General features: G+C 67.9%; 11 protein-coding genes. 2 read left to right on the top strand and 9 right to left on the bottom strand.

From position 1 onward, the window contains the following. Window positions 1-33 precede the first annotated feature (33 nt). From ACH82I_RS01680 to ACH82I_RS01670, 3 genes are read right to left on the bottom strand one after another with little or no spacing between them, the layout of a single operon-like run. The gene (locus tag ACH82I_RS01680; protein WP_413335088.1) at window positions 34-888 is read right to left on the bottom strand and encodes a MaoC/PaaZ C-terminal domain-containing protein; all 855 of its coding nucleotides are present in this window, start codon (window positions 886-888) and stop codon (window positions 34-36) included. Next, entirely contained in the window at window positions 888-2,240 is a 1,353-nt protein-coding gene (locus tag ACH82I_RS01675; RefSeq protein ID WP_413335086.1) for a 3-oxoacyl-ACP reductase, read from the bottom strand. Before ACH82I_RS01675 ends, ACH82I_RS01680 begins: the two co-directional genes overlap by 1 nt. Beyond that, entirely contained in the window at window positions 2,237-3,526 is a 1,290-nt protein-coding gene (locus ACH82I_RS01670; protein ID WP_413335084.1) for an acetyl-CoA C-acetyltransferase, read from the bottom strand. Before ACH82I_RS01670 ends, ACH82I_RS01675 begins: the two co-directional genes overlap by 4 nt. A gap of 58 nt (window positions 3,527-3,584) precedes the next feature. On the opposite strand from ACH82I_RS01670, the gene ACH82I_RS01665 reads away from it, so the two are divergent. Together ACH82I_RS01665 and ACH82I_RS01660 are read left to right on the top strand one after the other, a co-directional pair. Continuing rightward, window positions 3,585-4,172, top strand: coding sequence for a TetR/AcrR family transcriptional regulator (locus ACH82I_RS01665; RefSeq protein WP_413335082.1), 588 nt, complete (start codon window positions 3,585-3,587; stop codon window positions 4,170-4,172). After that, a complete protein-coding gene (locus tag ACH82I_RS01660) occupies window positions 4,169-6,265 on the top strand; it encodes an acyl-CoA dehydrogenase (protein WP_413335080.1) in 2,097 nt (698 codons plus the stop codon). The genes ACH82I_RS01665 and ACH82I_RS01660 overlap by 4 nt, the downstream gene beginning before the upstream one ends. A 211-nt stretch (window positions 6,266-6,476) precedes the next feature. On the opposite strand, the gene metX is transcribed toward ACH82I_RS01660, so the two are convergent. The 6 genes from metX to ACH82I_RS01630 form a co-directional block, all read right to left on the bottom strand. Then, entirely contained in the window at window positions 6,477-7,511 is a 1,035-nt protein-coding gene (metX, locus tag ACH82I_RS01655) for a homoserine O-acetyltransferase MetX (RefSeq protein ID WP_413335078.1), read from the bottom strand. A 1-nt stretch (window position 7,512) separates the two neighbouring features. Continuing rightward, entirely contained in the window at window positions 7,513-8,835 is a 1,323-nt protein-coding gene (locus tag ACH82I_RS01650; RefSeq protein ID WP_413335076.1) for an O-acetylhomoserine aminocarboxypropyltransferase/cysteine synthase family protein, read from the bottom strand. A 135-nt stretch (window positions 8,836-8,970) separates the two neighbouring features. Then, the gene (locus tag ACH82I_RS01645; protein WP_413335074.1) at window positions 8,971-12,483 is read right to left on the bottom strand and encodes an error-prone DNA polymerase; all 3,513 of its coding nucleotides are present in this window, start codon (window positions 12,481-12,483) and stop codon (window positions 8,971-8,973) included. Window position 12,484: 1 nt separating this feature from the next. Next, window positions 12,485-14,122, bottom strand: coding sequence for a DNA polymerase Y family protein (locus ACH82I_RS01640; protein ID WP_413335072.1), 1,638 nt, complete (start codon window positions 14,120-14,122; stop codon window positions 12,485-12,487). Further along, on the bottom strand, window positions 14,112-14,951 hold the full coding sequence (locus tag ACH82I_RS01635; protein ID WP_413335071.1) for a porin: 840 nt from the start codon (window positions 14,949-14,951) through the stop codon (window positions 14,112-14,114). Before ACH82I_RS01635 ends, ACH82I_RS01640 begins: the two co-directional genes overlap by 11 nt. A 39-nt stretch (window positions 14,952-14,990) precedes the next feature. Next, complete coding sequence (locus ACH82I_RS01630) at window positions 14,991-16,805, bottom strand: HNH endonuclease signature motif containing protein (RefSeq protein ID WP_413335069.1); 1,815 nt, start codon at window positions 16,803-16,805, stop codon at window positions 14,991-14,993. Window positions 16,806-16,932 lie beyond the last annotated feature (127 nt).

Genomic DNA, 16,932 nt, shown 5'->3' with positions numbered 1-16,932 from the left:
TTCGGGCAATTGTGATGCACCGCACTCACACCCTCAGTCAGGCAGTTCCGTGACTGCTGAGAGCACGTGCGGTTTGCCCGATCTGAGGTCGAAGACGGCGAAGTCCGCCGCCTCGTGCCGACGGCCCTCGGTGATCGCGAATCCGACCGTCGACGGCAGCAGGATGGGCTTGGCGAAGGACACCTCCCAGCGGTAGGCCTCGAGCCGGGGATCCACGGCAGCCAGGGCCCGGGAGGCGCTGTACATGCCGTGGACGATCAGCCGCGGGAAGCCGAATCCCTTCGCAGCCAGACCGCTGAGGTGGATCGGATTATAGTCCCCCGAGGCCCGGGCGTAGCGCTGCCCGATGATCGGATCGAGCCGCCACAGGGCCGTCGCCTGCGGGGCGGTAAAGTTCGCGTGCGGTATCTGTGCCTTCGCCTCGGCGCCGGCCAGCTTCCGCCCCTTGGCGAGGTAGGTCGTGGTCTCACGCATCACCGTCTCACCCTCGACCTTCGCCTCGACGAGGACTTCGATCGTTGTGCCCTTCGTGTGCTCGAAGGGGCCGCCGAGTTCGACGTGGAAGTCCACGACCTCACCGATGCGCACCGGGCGGAGAACGTCGATGGCGTTGTGGATGTGGACCATGCCGAGCATCGGCACGGGCACCTCGGGGTCGCTGAGCAGCTGCATGCTCAGCGGGAAGGCGAGCACATGGAGGTAGCCGGGGTGGACGGCGTCGCGCAGCGGCGCCCCGACGACACTCGTGAAACCGGCGTAGGCCTCGGCCTCGATCGGCATGCTCCGGTCGAGTGACCGGGTGGGCAGCTCGGGGCCCGTCTTCGGACCGATCGGCAGCGCCTTGAGCACGGCCTTCGCGTAGATCGGGAGCATCGAATCCTTGGCCATCAGGCACCTACCATGTTCTGGCCGCACACGCGCAGCGTCGACCCGTTGATTCCCCGCGCCCCCGCCGAGGCGAGGAAGCCGATGGTCTCGGCCACGTCGATGGGCTGACCGCCCTGCTGCAGGCTCGAGAGCCGGCGGGCGACCTGCCGGGTCAGGGTCGGCATCTTCGCGGTCATATCGGTTTCGATGAATCCCGGGGCGACGGCATTGATCGACCCGCCGCGCTCGGCGAAGTCCTGCGCCGAGGCGGCCATGAGTCCGATGACCCCGGCCTTCGAGGTCGCATAGTTCGTCTGCCCGCGGTTGCCGGCGATGCCCGAGGTCGAGGCCAGGGACACGACCTGCGCGCCTTCGGCGAAGAGTCCGCGCCGGCTCAGTTCGGCGTTGATCCTCGCCTGGGAGGCGATGTTGACCGCGATCACCGAATCCCACCGTGAGGCGTCCATGTTCGCGAGCATCTTGTCGCGCGTGATGCCGGCGTTGTGGACGAGGATGTCGACGGTGCCGCCGACCGCCTCGGCGATGGATTCGGCGGCGGTGTCGGCGGTGATGTCCAGCTGCAGCGACCTGCCCCCGACCTCATTCATCACCTCGGCCAGGGCCTGTCCGGCCTGGGGCATGTCGACACCGATGATGCTTGCGCCGTCGCGGGCGAGGTTGCGGGCGATCGCCGCACCGATGCCGCGGGCGGCTCCGGTGACCACCGCGGTGCGACCGGCCAGCGGCCCGGCCTGACCGGTGGACATGAACTCCTCCAGGCTCAGAGCGTCCCCGGCCGTGGAGGAGACGGTGATGAACTGCCCGGAGACGTAGGCCGACTTGCCCGAGAGCAGGAACCACAGGGCCGCAGCGACCGAGGGCGCCTGCAGGTCGACACCGTCGAGGAGGATGCCGTTGGCCGTGGATCCGGCGCGCATCTCGTGGGCCAGCGACCGGGTCAGACCGGTGATGCCCTGTGTGGCGGCGGCGCGTTCAGGGCTCTGCTGCGCCGGGTTCGGGGCCGTCGAGATGGTGATCACGCGACCGCATTTGGCCAGCGAACGCAGGGCGGCTCCGACCTCGAGGACGGTGGCCGAGAGATCGGTGGGGGCAGAGGCATCGTCGAGGACGGCGATGATCGCCCGCAGCGATTCACCGGAGTTCGCGTGGCGGCGCACCTCGAGTCCGTTGGCGAGCAGAAGATCGGCGAGCCCCTGCGCGTCCGGGCCGGAGCCGAGGACGAGGACGGGCTTGGACCGGTAGCTCTCCGGGGTCGAGGCGAAGCGCTGGAGCGGCACCGGCTGGGGCAGGCCGAGCGACTTGGCGACCTGCTTGAGCGGACCGTTGACGAGGTTGAGATAGGTGTCTTTCATGCTGCCTCCACAATCGCGGTGAGTCCCTGGCCGCCTGCGGCGCAGATCGAGACCAGCGACCGCTTCTTGCCGGTGGTCTTGAGATACTTCGCGGTCGAGGCGATGATGCGTCCGCCGGTCGCTGCGAAGGGGTGCCCGGCCGCAAGGCTGGAGCCGAGGGGGTTGAGCTTCGTCCGGTCGATCGTGCCCAGGGCGCCGTCGAGGCCGACCTTGTCGCGGCAGAACTCTTCGGACTCCCAGGCCGCGAGGTGGCTGAGCACGGTCGAGGCGAAGGCCTCGTGGATCTCGAAGACATCGAAGTCGGCGAAGGTCAGGCCGTTGCGGGCCAGGAGACGCGGCACGGCGTAGGCGGGTGCCATGAGCAGACCTTCGGCGCCGTCGACGAAGTCCACGGCTCCGGCCTCGGCGTCGACGAGGCGGGCCAGCGGCGTGAAGCCGTGGTCGCGCGCCCAGTCCTCGCTGCCGAGGAGGACCGAAGAGGCGCCGTCGGTCAGCGGGGTGGAGTTGCCGGCCGTCATCGTCGCCTCGGCGTCCAGCTTGCGTCCGAACACCGGGGAGAGTTTGGCCAGGGACTCCAGTGTGGAGTCGGCACGCATGTTCGTATCCCGACTGACCCCGAGGTACGGGGTGACGAGATCGTCGAAGAAGCCCTCGTCCCAGGCTCGGGCGAGGTTCTGATGCGAGGCCAGTGCCAGTTCGTCCTGGTCCTCACGGCTGATCTTCCACTCCGCGGTGGTGATCGCCTGGTGCTCGCCCATGCTCAGGCCCGTCCTCGGCTCACCGGTCGACGGGGCCTGCGGGGCGAGGTAGGCGGGACGGATCTGGGCGGCGATCTTCGCGCGCTGGGTCATCGTCTTGGCGCGGGAGAGTTCGAGCAGGATCTCTCGCATCGAATCGTTGATCACGATCGGGGCGTCCGAGGCCGAATCGACGCCGGAGGCGATGCCGGACTCGAGCTGTCCGGCGTTGATCTTGTTGTTGAGGCTGACGACCGTCTCGAGCCCGGTCGCGCAGGCCTGGCCGACATCGAATGCCGGTGTCGTCGGCGCCAGAGCCGAGCCGAGCACGGCCTCACGCGTGAGGTTGAAGTCCTTCGAGTGCTTGAGGACGGCACCTCCGGCGACCTCGCCGATGGCCTCTCCGGCCAGGCCGAAGCGAGCCACGAGCCCATCGAGGGCGGATGTGAGCATGTCGAGGTTGCTGGCCTTGGAGTACTGCTTGTTCGACCGCGCGAACGGTATGCGGTTGCCGCCGAGGATGACGGCGCGCTGGGTGGGTGTGGACATGTGCACCTCCGTGTCGTGGATTTAACTGTTACCGACAGTACCTGATACCGTCTGTCACATGAAATCGCTCACAGACGGCCGCTCGACTCGGTGGCAGCAGCATCGCGACCAGAGACGCCGCGAGCTGCTGCGGGCCGTCCGGCATGTCGTCGACGAACACGGCGACGAGCTCTCCATGGATCAGATCTCGGAATACTCGGGCACGACGAAGTCGGTGCTCTACCGGTATTTCACTGACCGTGCGGGACTGCAGGCGGCCATGGGGGAATGGGCGATGGACGTCATCTCCCGCTCTCTCGATGACGCCACGGCCGCCTCGGCGCAGGAAGCGCTGACGAAGATGATCCGCGCCTTCGTCACCCTCGCCGCCGATTCCCCGTCCGTCTATCGCTTCTGCGATACGGCGGTCAATCGCTTCGCTCCGGCGGAGACCGGCGGCTTCTTCAATTCGATCGCCTCCCTGCTCGCCGATCGCCTCGAACTCGACGGCGAACCCGCACGGCTGTGGGCGGCGGGAGCGATCGGCTTCGTCAGGGCCGCCACCGAGAGTTGGCTGGCGGATCCGGACCGTCCCGAGGACTTCGCCACCCTCATCAGCCATTGGCTCTGGGCATCACTGCCCGCACAACTAGGAGTAGAAGAATGAAGCTGAATCTCGATCCGCAGGCCATCAACTCCGTGCTCGACGGTCGCTGGGCGGCCGCCCGGCGCAGGGGCCGCGAGCTTGCACACGAGTCGATCACCCACGAGGATCCCGCCGACGATCTCGAGACCACGCGGGCGCGGACGCTGACCGGGGTCGGCCTCATGGCCGACACGGGCCTGCCGATGGTCAGCCTGCCCCCGGAGATGGGCGGTCGCAACGAACATGCGACGAACGTCGCCGGCTTCGAGGAGACCGTCACCGCCTCCCCCAGCCTGCAGATCAAGGCCGGGGTGCAGTTCGGGCTCTTCGGCGGAGCGATCCTCCACCTCGGCGATTCCGAGCAGCACGAGAAGTGGCTGGTCGACGCGCAGCAGGGCAAGCTGCTCGGCTCCTTCGCGATGACCGAGATCGGGCACGGCTCCGATGTCGCCTCCGTCGCGACCACGGCCACCTACGATCCCGAGGCCGAGGAATTCGTCATCCACACCCCCTTCCGCGCCGCGACGAAGGAGTACATCGGCAATGCCGCCCGTGATGCGCGTGCCGCCGTCGTCTTCGCCCAGCTGATCACCGCCGGTGTCAACCACGGGGTGCACGCACTTTTCGTGCCGATCCGCGATGAGGCCGGAGAGCCGGTGCCCGGTGTGAGCATCGAAGACGATGCCTTCAAAGGCGGGCTCAAGGGCGTCGACAACGGACGCATCGCCTTCGATGAGGTCCGCGTCCCGCGTGCGAACCTGCTCAACCGCTACGGTGCCGTCACCGCGGAGGGAACCTACTCCTCCCCCATCGAGTCCCCGGGCCGCCGCTTCTTCACGATGCTCGGCACTCTGGTCCAGGGTCGCGTATCGCTTGACGGCGCCTCCATCGTCGCCTCGAAGATCGCCCTCGACATCGCGGTCCGCTACGGACTCGAACGCAAGCAGTTCAACTCCGTCTCCGACATCCACGAGACCACGCTGCTGGACTATCAGCAGCACCAGCGTCGCCTGATGCCCGCGATCGCCGAGGTCTATGCCTCGGCGCTGGCACACGAGAAGCTGCTGACCTCCTTCGAAGAGGTCTTCTCCGGGTCCGATGACTCCGAAGAGAACCGGGCGCTGCTCGAGACGCGCGCGGCCGGTTTCAAGGCCGACTCGACCTGGATGGCCCTCGACGTCATCCAGGAATGCCGGGAGGCCTGCGGCGGTGCCGGATTCATGGCCGAGAACCGCCTCGTCGGGTTGCGTGCCGATCTGGATGTCTATGCCACCTTCGAGGGCGACAACACGGTCCTGCTGCAGCTCGTGGGCAAGCGCATCCTCGGCGACTACGCCAAGGAGTTCGCGCACCTCGACGTCGGGGGCGCTGCCCGCTTCATCGGCACCCAGGCCGCCGAGCACACGCTCTACCGCACGGGTCTGGCGAATGCCGGCCTGGCGATCTCCGACGTCTTCACCCGCAATCTCAGCGACAAGCGGATCCGGTCGGGCCGCCTGCAGCGTTCGCTGCTCGAAACCCGGCTCGAGGTCATGGTCTCCGGCCTGGCCCAGGCGCTGCGCCCGGCCACGAAGATGTCGACGGCCGATGCCGCGGAGCTGTTCAACTCCCAGCAGCACGAGTTCATCGAGATGGCTCGCGCCTATGTCGAATTGGAGAAGTGGAAGGCCCTCGACGAGGCGATGCGGGAGCAGGAGGATGCCGATCAGGCCAAGGTCTTCCGTCGGCTGCGCGACACCTACGGGCTCACCCTCATCGAGAAGCACGTCGGTTGGCACCTGATGTACGGCCGGCTGCCGATGCTGCGTGCCCGCCAGCTGACCGAGACGCTCAACCGTCTGTGTGCGAAGCTCGCGGCGAACGCTCTCGACCTTGTCGATGCCTTCGGCTATGAGGATGTCCACCGTCGGGCGACGATCGCCACCGGCATCGAGGCCAAGCGTCAGACCGAGGCCGCCGACTACTACCGGCATGCCCGTGCGCAGCAGGACTTCCCCATCGAGGAGAAGCAGCTGCGCAAGGCCGCCAAGGCTGCCGCGAAGACCGAGGGCAAAGCAGCGGGCAAGGGATCGGCAGGCAAGGGACCGGCCCGGAAGGCGAAGGCCGCGAAGTAGACCGACACTGGGCGGGAGGCCCGGCTTCCCGTCAGGGCGGCATGGCATCCCGTCAGGGCGGCATGGCTTCCCACACGCAACGGCATCCGGCCGGCAGCGCTGATCACAGCGTTGCCGGCCGGATGCCTTTGTCGGTGGTGTTCGTTGTCGGCGGTGTTCAGGCGGACTCGAGCCCGGTGGTCGGGCGGACTCGAGCCCGGCGGCCCCGGGATCATGCGGCGAGGAACTCCCGCAGCGCTGCCGAGATCTTCGCACCTTCGGTGAGGAACCCGTCGTGCCCGACGGGAGAGTCGATGACCTGATGGGTCACGCGTCCCGGCAGGTTCTGGGCGAGCAGCTCGACCTGCATCGGAGTGTAGAGACGGTCCGAGGAGACCGAGACGACGAGATTATCGGTGCAGGCCTGGGACAGTGCCGTGCGCAGATCGTTCGAGCGACCGGTGCGCACATCATGATCGCGCAGCGCCCTGGTCAGCACCAGATAGCTGTGCGGGTCGAAGCGTCCCGTCAGCTTCTTCGCCTGATAGTCGAGGTAGGAGGAGACCTCGTAGTAGTCGGTGTCCTGCAGACGCCGGGAGAAGCGCAGGTTGAGATCGGCATCGTTGCGGTAGGTCAGGTGCGCGATCTGGCGGGCCAGGCCGAGCCCCTGGGCCGGAAACCGGCCGACGGCGGTGTAGTCGCCCGAATAGTAGTTCGGGTCGAGTTCGATGGCGCGCTCCTGCATCATCGCCCAGGCGATCTGATCGGCCTCGGAGAACGCCGGAGCCGCGATGATCGCACACTTGCCGACCTTGCGCCGGTCGAGCAGCGCGAACTCCAGCGCCCTCGCCCCGCCCATGGATCCGCCGATGACGGCGTGCCAGGAATCGATGCCGAGGATCTGGGCGAGATTGTGCTCGAGCCGGGCCATATCCCGGATCGTCACCGCTGGGAAGCGTGAGCCGTACGGCAGACCGTCATCGTAGGTCGATTGCGGACCGGTGGTTCCCGAGCACCCGCCGAGCGAATTCGCACACACCACGAAGTACTCATCGGTGTCGATCGCTTCGCCGGGACCGACGACACCCGGCCACCATTCGGTGACGTGGGTGTCGCCGGTCAATGCGTGTTCGACCAGGACAGCATTGCTGCGGTCGGCATTGAGGGTGCCGAAGGTCTCGTAGGCGACCTCAACGGTGCCGAACGTGTGTCCGGAGTCCGTGACGAAGCCGAGGATCCGCTCGACGGAGGTGCTCTGGGTGGTCATCTCAGGCTGCGGCGGATGCGTTCGCTGCCGCGGCGGCGAAGCCCTTGTCGAGGTCGGCGATGATGTCGTCGATGCCTTCGAGGCCCACGGACAGGCGCACCAGTGCCGGGTTGACGCCGGCGGCGGCCTGAGCCTGCTCATCCAGCTGCGAGTGCGTCGTCGAGGCGGGGTGGATGACGAGCGAGCGGACGTCGCCGATGTTCGCCACGAGCGAGTGCAGCTCGAGGGCGTCGACGAAGGCCACGGCCGCGTCGTAGCCGCCGGCGATGTCGAAGGCCAGCACGGATCCGACGCCGTTGGGCAGGTACTTCTTCGCCAGTCCATTCCAGGGGCTCGACTCGAGTCCGGCGTAGGCGACGCGGCTGACCTGCTCGTGGGACTCGAGGTAGGCGGCGATCTTCTGGGCGTTCTCGACGTGGCGTTCGATGCGCAGGCTCAGCGTCTCGAGTCCCTGGGCGATGAGGAAAGCGTTGAACGGGCTTGCTGCGGGACCGAGGTCGCGCAGAAGCTGGACCCGCAGCTTGAGTCCGTAGGACACATTCGCGCCGAAGGGCGAATCCGCGCCCAGGTCACGGGTGTAGACGAGTCCGTTGTAGGAGTCATCGGGGGTGTTGAAGCCGGGGAACTTCTCGGCATCGGTGCCGTAGTCGAAGGTACCGCCGTCGACGACGACTCCGGCGATCGAGCTGCCGTGGCCGCCGAGGTACTTGGTGGCCGAGTGCACCACCACATCGGCGCCGAATTCGATCGGACGCACGAGGTAGGGGCTGGCCAGGGTGTTGTCGACGATGAGGGGGACGCCGGCTTCGTGGGCGATGGTCGAGACCGCCTCGATGTCGAGGACGTCCGAACGAGGGTTGGAGACGACCTCGGCGAAGAAGAGCTTCGTGTTGTCCTGAACCGCGTTCTTCCACGCTTCGTGGTCGTCGACGTCGACGAACGTGGTCTCGATGCCGAGCTTGCGCAGGGTCACATCGAGCAGGTTGTAGGTGCCGCCGTAGAGGCTCGAGCTGGCCACTACGTGGTCACCGGCACCGGCGATGTTGGTGATGGAGAGGAATTCCGCCGACTGCCCCGAGGCGGTGAGCACGGCGTGGACTCCGCCTTCGAGGTCCGCGATCCGGTTCTCCACGACCTCCGTGGTGGGGTTGGTGATGCGGGTGTAGACGGGTCCGATGTCGGCCAGGGCGAAGCGGTCCTTCGCGTGCGCGCTGTCGTTGAAGACGTACGAGGTGGTCTGGTGGATGGGAAGCGCGCGCGATCCCGTCACCGGGTCAGGGGTCTGGCCGGCGTGGATCTGGCGGGTCTCGAATGACTGGGTCATGATCTCTCCTCTGCTGATGCTGCCTGGTGTTCCCACTACTGTCATCGACGTTCGGGTTCCGCGGGTTCGCAGGTGTCATCTTCGTGTCACGGTCCGTCATGTTTCGTCACACGTGTCACAGCTGCGCACCGTCCGTCAGCGGAAATTGCGGGACTTCGTCGGCAGCTGCACCTCGAGCGGGATGAGCTTGTGGGCGTAGAGGCTGACGACCTCTCCCCCGCGCTGGATCAGGCCGGTGACCACGAGTGCGTTGCGTGAGGTCGCGACCGTGCGGAATCGCTTCATCAGCCCGGCCGTGGCCACGACGTTGAGCATCCCGAATTCGTCCTCGAGGTTGATGAAGGTGATCCCCGAGGCGGTGGCCGGGCGCTGCCGGTGGGTGACGATGGCGGCGACGGTCATCCGGGTTCCGTCCTCGGCCGCCGCGGCATCGGCTGTCGACGCGTAGCCGCGTGCGGTCAGGGAGGCTCGCAGCATCTCGGTCGGGTAGCCGTCGACGGTGATCCCGGTGGAGAACAGCTCGGCCAGGGTGGTGTCGAAGACGTCCATGCTCGGCAGGCTCGGCGCCGAGCTGATCGTGGCCGTGCCCGGCAGCACCCCCGGATGGGCACCCGCGACTCCCCCGGCCACCCACAGCGCCTGCCTGCGGTCGAGGTCGAATCCGCGCAGGGCCCCCGCCGTGGCCAGGCCCTCGAGGGCCTGCTTGCCGATCCCGGTCCGCTCGGCCAGATCCGCCACCGAGGTGAAGGCCGCGCGTGCGCGCTCGGCCACGATCACCTCGGCGAAGGCGCCCACATGGGTGACCGAGTCGAGTCCCAGTCGGATCCCGAATTCCCCCGCCGAGGCGGTCCCTGTCCTTTCCGGCGTCCCCGCGGGGACGCGTTCGAGGTCGGCCTCGGCCTGTGAGTGCCGGATGTCGACGGGCAGGATCTCCACTCCGTGGCGGCGCGCATCGGCGACGAGCGACTGCGGGGAGTAGAAGCCCATCGGCTGGCTGCGCAGCAGCCCCGCGGTGAAGGCCGCATGGTGATGGTATTTGAACCACGCGGACTGGTAGACGAGGTTGGCGAAGCTGATCGCATGCGATTCAGGGAAGCCGTAGTTCGCGAAGGCGGCGATGGTGGCGAAGATCGCCTCCGCGGTCTCCTCCTCGACTCCCTTGGCCGCGGCTCCGGTCCGGAACTTCTCGGCCAGCTCGGCCATTCGCCGCTCCGAGCGGCGCGAGCCCATGGCCTGCCGCAGCTGGTCGGCATCGGCCCCGGTGAAGCCGCCGACGTCGATGGCCATCTGCATGAGCTGCTCCTGGAACAGCGGCACCCCGTAGGTCTTGGCCAGAGACTTCTCCAACAGCGGGTGGAGGTATTCGACCGCGTCGAGTTTCTGCCTCCGCCGGATGTAGGGGTGGACGGACCCGCCCTGGATGGGTCCGGGCCGGATGAGGGCGACCTGGACGGCGAGGTCGTAGAAGTTCTCGGGCTTCAGCCGCGGCAGGGTCGCCAGCTGGGCCCGCGATTCGACCTGGAAGACTCCGATCGCATCGGCTCGGCGCAGCATCGCGTAGACGGCCTCGTCATCGTCGTCGATGGTCGCCCGGTCGATGTGCTCGCCCGTGTGCCGGTGGACCAAATCGACCATCTCGTGCAGCGCGGTGAGCATGCCCAGCCCCAGCAGGTCGAACTTCACGAGGTCCATGGCCGCACAGTCGTCCTTGTCCCACTGCACGACGGTGCGGTGGCCCATCGTGGCTCTCTCGATCGGGACCACCTCGCCGATGGGTCGGTCGGCGAGGATCATTCCGCCCGAGTGGATGCCCAGGTGGCGAGGCGAGCCGAGGAGGTCACCGGCGACGGCGAGCACAGGAGCCGGGACCGGTGAGTCGGTGGGATCGGGCAGGCTCGTCCACCGGTTGCTCGTCTTCGAGAATGCGTCCTGCTGGCCGGGAGCATAGCCGAGGCTGAAGGCGGCATCCCGGATCGCCGACTTCGCCCGGTAGGTGATGACATTGGCGACCTGAGCGGCCCGGTCGCGGCCAAAGTGGTCGTAGACGTACTGGATGACCTCCTCCCGACGGCCCGATTCGATGTCGATGTCGATGTCCGGGTAGCCCTTGCGGTCCGGGGACAGGAACCGGTCGAAGAGGAGTTCGTGTTTGACCGCATCGACGGCGGTGATGCCGAGGACGTAGCAGACCGCGGAGTTCGCCGCCGAGCCCCGCCCCTGACAGAAGATGGCCGACCGGTGGCAGAACTCGGTGATGTCGAAGACGATGAGGAAGTATCCGCAGAAGCCCAGCTGCGCGATCAGGCTCATCTCCCGGTCCAGCTGCGCCCAGGCCCGCGGGTTCTCCGTCCGCGTCCCGTAGCGACGCCGGCCGCGTTCGGCGATGAGTGCGCGCAGGTACTCCTCTGCCCCACGGTCCTCGGGCATCGGTGCCCGGGGCAGATCCGGGCGCGCCGAGTTCAGCGTGAATGCGCATTCCTGACCGATGGCGACCGCGTTCTCCAGCGCCCGACGGGGAAAGCGCACGGCCATCTCCTCCCCCGTGTGGATGCGGGCGCTCGCCGTCGCCGGCAGCCATCCGGCCAGTTCGTCGAGGGACAGACGGGACCGCACCGACGCCCTCACCTGCGCGGACTTCCACTGCGCCCGGGTGGCGAAGTGCACACCGTTGCTGGCGACCACCGGCAGGTGCGTACGCTGGGCCAGGTCGCCGAGGTGGCCCAGCCGTTCGTCGTCATCCGGGGTGCCGTCTCGGCTGAGTTCGACGGCGAGACGGTCGGGTCCGAACAGCGCGATGAGCCTGCGCAGGGCACCGAGGCCCCCGTCGGCATCGTCGAGGGCTCTGCGCAGCGGTCCCTTGCGGCAGCCGGTGAGGATCGTCCAGTCCCCGCTCATGGCCGCGAGCTCCTCGAGGTCGAACACCGGGCGGTTCTTCTCACCGGCCAGGTTGGCTTCGGTGATGGCCTGTGAGAGCCGGTGGTATCCCTCGACACCGCGGGCGAGGACGAGCAGATGGGTGGCATCGGGATCGGTCTGGCCGGGGATCTTCTCACTCAGCCCCACGGACAGCTCGGCTCCGAAGACGGTGGGCAGGCCCACCTCGGCGGCGGCATGGGCGAATCTCACCGCACCGTAGAGACCGTTGTGATCGGTCAGCGCAAGGGAGCTCAGACCGGCGGCGGCACCGGCGGCGACGAGCTCTTCGGGGTCGGAGGCCCCGTCGAGGAAGCTGAACTGGGAGTGCACGTGCAGCTCCGCCCATTCGACGCGAGAGGTCCGCAGGACCGGTCCGGCGCCGGTGCCCTGCCCTGCCGACGGGGCGGGACCGAGATACCGACCGGGCCCGTCGGAGCCTCCGGGGCCCACCGAGACGCGGTAGCGGTCGGGTCGGGCGAAGGCGGGGGCATCGGAGCCGTCGGCGTGCTTGTCGACGATCTGCCGGTCTGCGACGCGCTTGCCGGTGTGGTTCTCTGCGGAGGTGTGCTGGTCGCCTTTATAGGCACGCTGACCGTCCTCCGGGGTGTGCTGGTCGCTCTCAGGGGTGTGCTGGTCGTGCTCCGGGGTGTGCTGGTCGTTCTCGGGAATGTGCTTGCCCTCGAGTCGGCGAGCCAGCTGCGACCACGGGGTGCGCGGGTTCGAGAATCCCATCTCAGCGGTACCTGCCCGTGATGTACCACTGGCCGTTCTCCTTGCTCAGCAGGAGTGCTCGGCCCGGTTCGGTCACGACCTGCAGGCGGGTCCGATAGCGTGCCTTCTCCGGATCCCACCATCCGGATTCGATGGGCCAGGATCCCGAATAGTCGGCGATGGTCTCCGTGTCCCCGGATGGGAAGCGGATCGTCCGCGGTTCGGTCTCCAGACCCGATGGGCGGGCCTGGACCGGTCGGCCGTTCGCGGCGAGCACATCGACGGCCAGGTGTTCGACCGTCGTCGGCCGAGGTGCGTGCAGGGCACCGGGCCAGGGGGCGCGGGGGCTGCGGACGGGGGTCGCCGTCTGCTGCCACGGGGTCCACAGGTTCGTCTCGGCCGGATCCCATCCGCCCTGGAGGCCGGGGACCAGGACCGCGTCCGGGCCGAAGAGTCCCTGGAGGCGTTCGAGGGTGTGGGTGATCTGCCCGGTGTTCTCATCGAACAGGCTCTTCGTGGCACCGACCGGTGTGGTCAGCTCCGCGGCCCTGAGCGTGAGGGAGATGATGCCGTCGGCGGAGAAGTCCTCCGGGTCGGGCGCTGGTTCGTCGACGATGTCGGGATCCTGCTGGCGCCTGCTGGGTGTGCCGCCGACGCGCTCGTTTCCGCTGCGCCCGCCTCCCCCGTGTCCGGAAGCGGCCAGCCAGCCCTCCGCCTGCCACCGCAGACGGTCGGCGATGGCGTTCTCGTTCATGTCCTCGATCCGCCAGGTCCGGTTCGAGGACTCTCCAGCCACGGCGGCCAGTTCGATCGTGATCTGCGTGCACACGAGTCCCTGCCGGCGGACCTTGCCCAGAAGCTCGGCACCGATTTGGCGGGCGAGGAAGCCGAGGGTGTCGCTGCGGGTCGTCGGCTCGTCGAGCACGCGTTCGACGGCGAGCTGCTCCTCACGAACGTGATCGGGCAGAGCAGGCCTGTCGGTGCCCGTGGCCAGGTCGTGGACGTGACGGCCGAAGGCTCCGAACCGGGAGTTCACGTCCTTCGCCTCGAGTCGGGCCAGATCCCCGAGCGTGCGCAGTCCCAGCTGCCAGAAGACGTCGATGAGTTCGTTCGCCTCGGCCCCGGCGTATTCGAGGGTCCGGATCGGCTGGACGGCGAGGAACTCCACGGTGTCTCCCGGTTCGACCCGTCGGGCCTGCCCGGCGGCGAGCACGGCGGCGAACACGGTGTCGGCGATGCCGGGGAAGAACTCCCAGCCCGTCTCGACCACGAGCGCGGAGATCAGGGCTTCGACGGCGCTGGGCTCATCGGCATAGCCGTGTCTGAGGGAGGAGAGCGGGATCGCCAGTGTGCCGGGGGCCAGCAGGGTGAATCTCGCCACGAGGCTCTCGAGAGCACCGACTCCCGCGGAGAAGTGCCTGTTGTCCACGTCCTCGTCCCAGGCCACGACCTGAGCCTCGGGGCAACGGAAGCCGACCGCTCGCCTGTTGTTGCCCACGGTGATGCCCGCGGCGCGGGCGGGGGCGTTGGCGGCGACGACCTTGCCGGTGTGGAGGACCGCCACCGGGGTGCTCGGATCGAGATCGCGTTCGGCCGCGGCTGCCACCGCCGGCCAGTCGGGAACCGTGAGGACGAGAGTGCGCGCGGGCTCAGCCGACACCGCCGATCACCTGCCTCAGGTGCGTGCCCGTCCGCGTCCCCGCGGGGACGCCGGCAGATGCCCCCGCGGGGACGCCGACTGATGCTCCTGCGGGAACGTGCGCAGAGGTCCCCGCGGGGACGGGTTCGGGTGCCCCCGCGTCTGCGGTCATGTGCACGGGCGTCACCACTGGTGCCGGGGTCACCGCTGGCGCCTGGGTCACCGACGGCGCCTCGGCGGGTGTGCCCGTGGGACCGGGCAGCAGGAATCGGTGGATCCCCGTCTGTGAACGGGCCCTGACCAGGCAGGAGCGCAGGCGCCCGTGACCGTGCGAGGTACCCGACCACTGCGTGTCCGTGATCTCGATCTGTTCGGTGCTCCCGGACATCGGACGCAGGCTGATGAGGCTGATCCGCCGCTCCCGGATCTTGGCCAGCAGACGGGCGCGTTCGGAGGCACTCGGCAGGAACCCGGGATCGACGAGGAGGATGTCGAAGGATTCGATGAGAATGGAGACCACCCGCAGCCAGTCCTCCGACGGCGTCGCGAGGTTGACGAAATGGTCGAGGTCGACACCCAGATCGGCGATGGAGGCCACCGCCGGCTCTCCGAGCCCGATGCCGGCACACCACTTCCGCTCCTTCGTCGCGGCCGCGATCGTCGCCAGGGCGCAGCTCAGGGACTGTCCCCCCGTGAAGGTCACGAGTTCACCGCGGGGAAGGCCGCCTCGGCGGAACATCGGCGACAGCACGGAATCCACGGGGTGAGGCGGGATTCCGTCGAACAGGGCTGCGGCCGTGGAGATTCCCATCTCCCGGCTGAGCTGTTCGACGACCGGTGCTGCTGACATGACATCCATTATCGAACTAGTGTTCTAAATAGGCAAGATTCAGGCGGCCACATCGTTCCCCCGGGCGTGTCGCCATTCGGCTTCGAACATCCAAGCGATGCAGAGGTCGAGATCGAATCCGTAGCCGCCGCCCACGGTGAACGGATCCGCTTCGGACGTGGCCCTCTTCGCCACCTCGACCAGCCGTGCGGTGCCGAGCACCTGCCGTCCGATCTGACCCTTTTCGAGCGGCAGGAGCTCCGAACCATCGGGCAGGAAGAAGGCGAATGCGGGCGGGGCCTGCAGAGCTCCCGCGAAGGGCGCGCCGGTGCGTTCGATGCGGAGCTGGAACATGTGGACCGCCGTGTGGTGAGCGCGGCAGAGCAGTACGAGATTGCCCATATCGGTCGTCCCACCCGCCGACCAGGGCCGGATATGGTGGGCATCGCAACGGCGACGAGCCCGACAGCCGGGGAACTGGCACCCGATGTCGCGAGCACTCAGCGCCAGACGCTGGCGCTTGCTGACCAGCCGCTTCGACCGTCCGAGCATGAGCACGTCCCCGTCTGCAGCCTTGATCGTTCCGCTGATCAGGGCCTCGCAGCTCAGTCGCTCCGCCGTCGCCGAGGCGATGCCGCCGAATCCTTCGATCCGGCAGGTCGCATCCGCCGACGTCCCCACGGGGACGTTTTCGTCCGCCTCTGCGCCCGAACTCTCTGCGCCCGAATCCTCCGCACCCGAATACTCACCCGAATCGACTGCACCCGAATCCCCTGCACCCGAATCGTCGAGGGGGATCTCGGGGCTGGACTCGGCGGCCTCGAGGGCGGCGCCGGCGCGAGTGACCACCTCGGCGGAGGCGTGGACGAGCATCCGAGCGCGGTCGGCGTCGACGACCCCCTCGGATTCCGCGCGAGGGAAGGCGCGGACGACTCGCATCAGGCACATCACCTGGGAGATCGGCTCGTAGCGCGGCTTGTCTTCCGCACCATCGTTATCCCGGGCCTTCGACCAGTCTTCCTCGAAGATGTCGGGAACGGAGTCCGAGCTGTCGGCGGCGTCCTCGTCGGCGTCCTCGTCGGCGTCCTCGACAGAGGAGTCCTCACGTGTCTCCGCTTCGATGGCCTGGCGGGCGGCTTCGAGCATGGTGTTGAGCTCACCCGCCTCATCTTCTCCCAGGTCGATCGTGATGCGAATCCGACCGGGTCCGTTCGGTCGGAAGGACAGGGTGTCGCTGGGCAGCAGACGGGGAATGTCGGCGGTCTCGGTGGACGCGGCCAGCTGCTGGTAGTTCTGCGAGATCCGACTGATCTGGCTGCCCGTGGCCACCGTTGCCAGACGCAGCGCCTCCTCGTCGCCGATCCGTTCTCCCAATCGCGTGACTTCCCTGACCTTCGAATAGCTGACGTCACCCTCGGCGAGACTCTGCCTGACCTTCGGCATCTGCCGCAGGGCGGTCATCACCCGCACATACTCTCGTGCGGTGTGCATCGTCACCGAAGCGATGTGCATGACCCACTGCGGCAGGGACTTCACGCCGACCCACTGCGCCCACAGGCCGCGCCGATCCGCCTCATCGATGAGGTCGATGACTCGGGCATGGCAGTAGGCGATGCACGAGATATTGCGTTGGATGGCGGCGACGATCTCCTCCCCGCTGAGAGTGCTGAGCTCGGCCTCCGCACCTGGTTCCGCCGCCTCCATGGGTCCGGCGCTGCCAGGCGCCCCGCTGTCAGTCACCTCGCTGTCATAACCGCTCCTGCCGGGTCCTCTGCCCTCGCGTTCTCCGCCCTCGCGCTCTCCGTCGCCGTGCACTCCGTAGTCGCGCGGGTCGACGCTGAGCCCCTCGAGATCTGCGGCTTCCTTCTCCTTCATGGCTCTCCCCTTCCCCTGCGGCCCCGTCCGGCCGGCGTGGTTCGTGAATCCCCATGACCGCGAACCATACCCTCACAGTACGGGTCGGCACTGACACGAGAACACGAACTGATGAAAGCACGCGGAT

The organism is Brevibacterium sp. GP-SGM9 (assembly GCF_047300845.1).
In the GTDB taxonomy this organism is placed as follows: Bacteria; Actinomycetota; Actinomycetes; order Actinomycetales; family Brevibacteriaceae; genus Brevibacterium.
Note: the sequence above shows the minus strand (reverse complement) of the source record. Positions and strands in the feature narration are given on the sequence as shown.

What these genes read in the sequence shown, in the direction of transcription:
- ACH82I_RS01680 (WP_413335088.1), bottom strand. Translation starts at nt 888, where the DNA reads ATGGCCAAGGATTCGATGCTCCCGATCTACGCGAAGGCCGTGCTCAAG.
- ACH82I_RS01675 (WP_413335086.1), bottom strand. Translation starts at nt 2,240, where the DNA reads ATGAAAGACACCTATCTCAACCTCGTCAACGGTCCGCTCAAGCAGGTC.
- ACH82I_RS01670 (WP_413335084.1), bottom strand. Translation starts at nt 3,526, where the DNA reads ATGTCCACACCCACCCAGCGCGCCGTCATCCTCGGCGGCAACCGCATA.
- ACH82I_RS01665 (WP_413335082.1), top strand. Translation starts at nt 3,585, where the DNA reads ATGAAATCGCTCACAGACGGCCGCTCGACTCGGTGGCAGCAGCATCGC.
- ACH82I_RS01660 (WP_413335080.1), top strand. Translation starts at nt 4,169, where the DNA reads ATGAAGCTGAATCTCGATCCGCAGGCCATCAACTCCGTGCTCGACGGT.
- metX (WP_413335078.1), bottom strand. Translation starts at nt 7,511, where the DNA reads ATGACCACCCAGAGCACCTCCGTCGAGCGGATCCTCGGCTTCGTCACG.
- ACH82I_RS01650 (WP_413335076.1), bottom strand. Translation starts at nt 8,835, where the DNA reads ATGACCCAGTCATTCGAGACCCGCCAGATCCACGCCGGCCAGACCCCT.
- ACH82I_RS01645 (WP_413335074.1), bottom strand. Translation starts at nt 12,483, where the DNA reads ATGGGATTCTCGAACCCGCGCACCCCGTGGTCGCAGCTGGCTCGCCGA.
- ACH82I_RS01635 (WP_413335071.1), bottom strand. Translation starts at nt 14,951, where the DNA reads ATGTCAGCAGCACCGGTCGTCGAACAGCTCAGCCGGGAGATGGGAATC.
- ACH82I_RS01630 (WP_413335069.1), bottom strand. Translation starts at nt 16,805, where the DNA reads ATGAAGGAGAAGGAAGCCGCAGATCTCGAGGGGCTCAGCGTCGACCCG.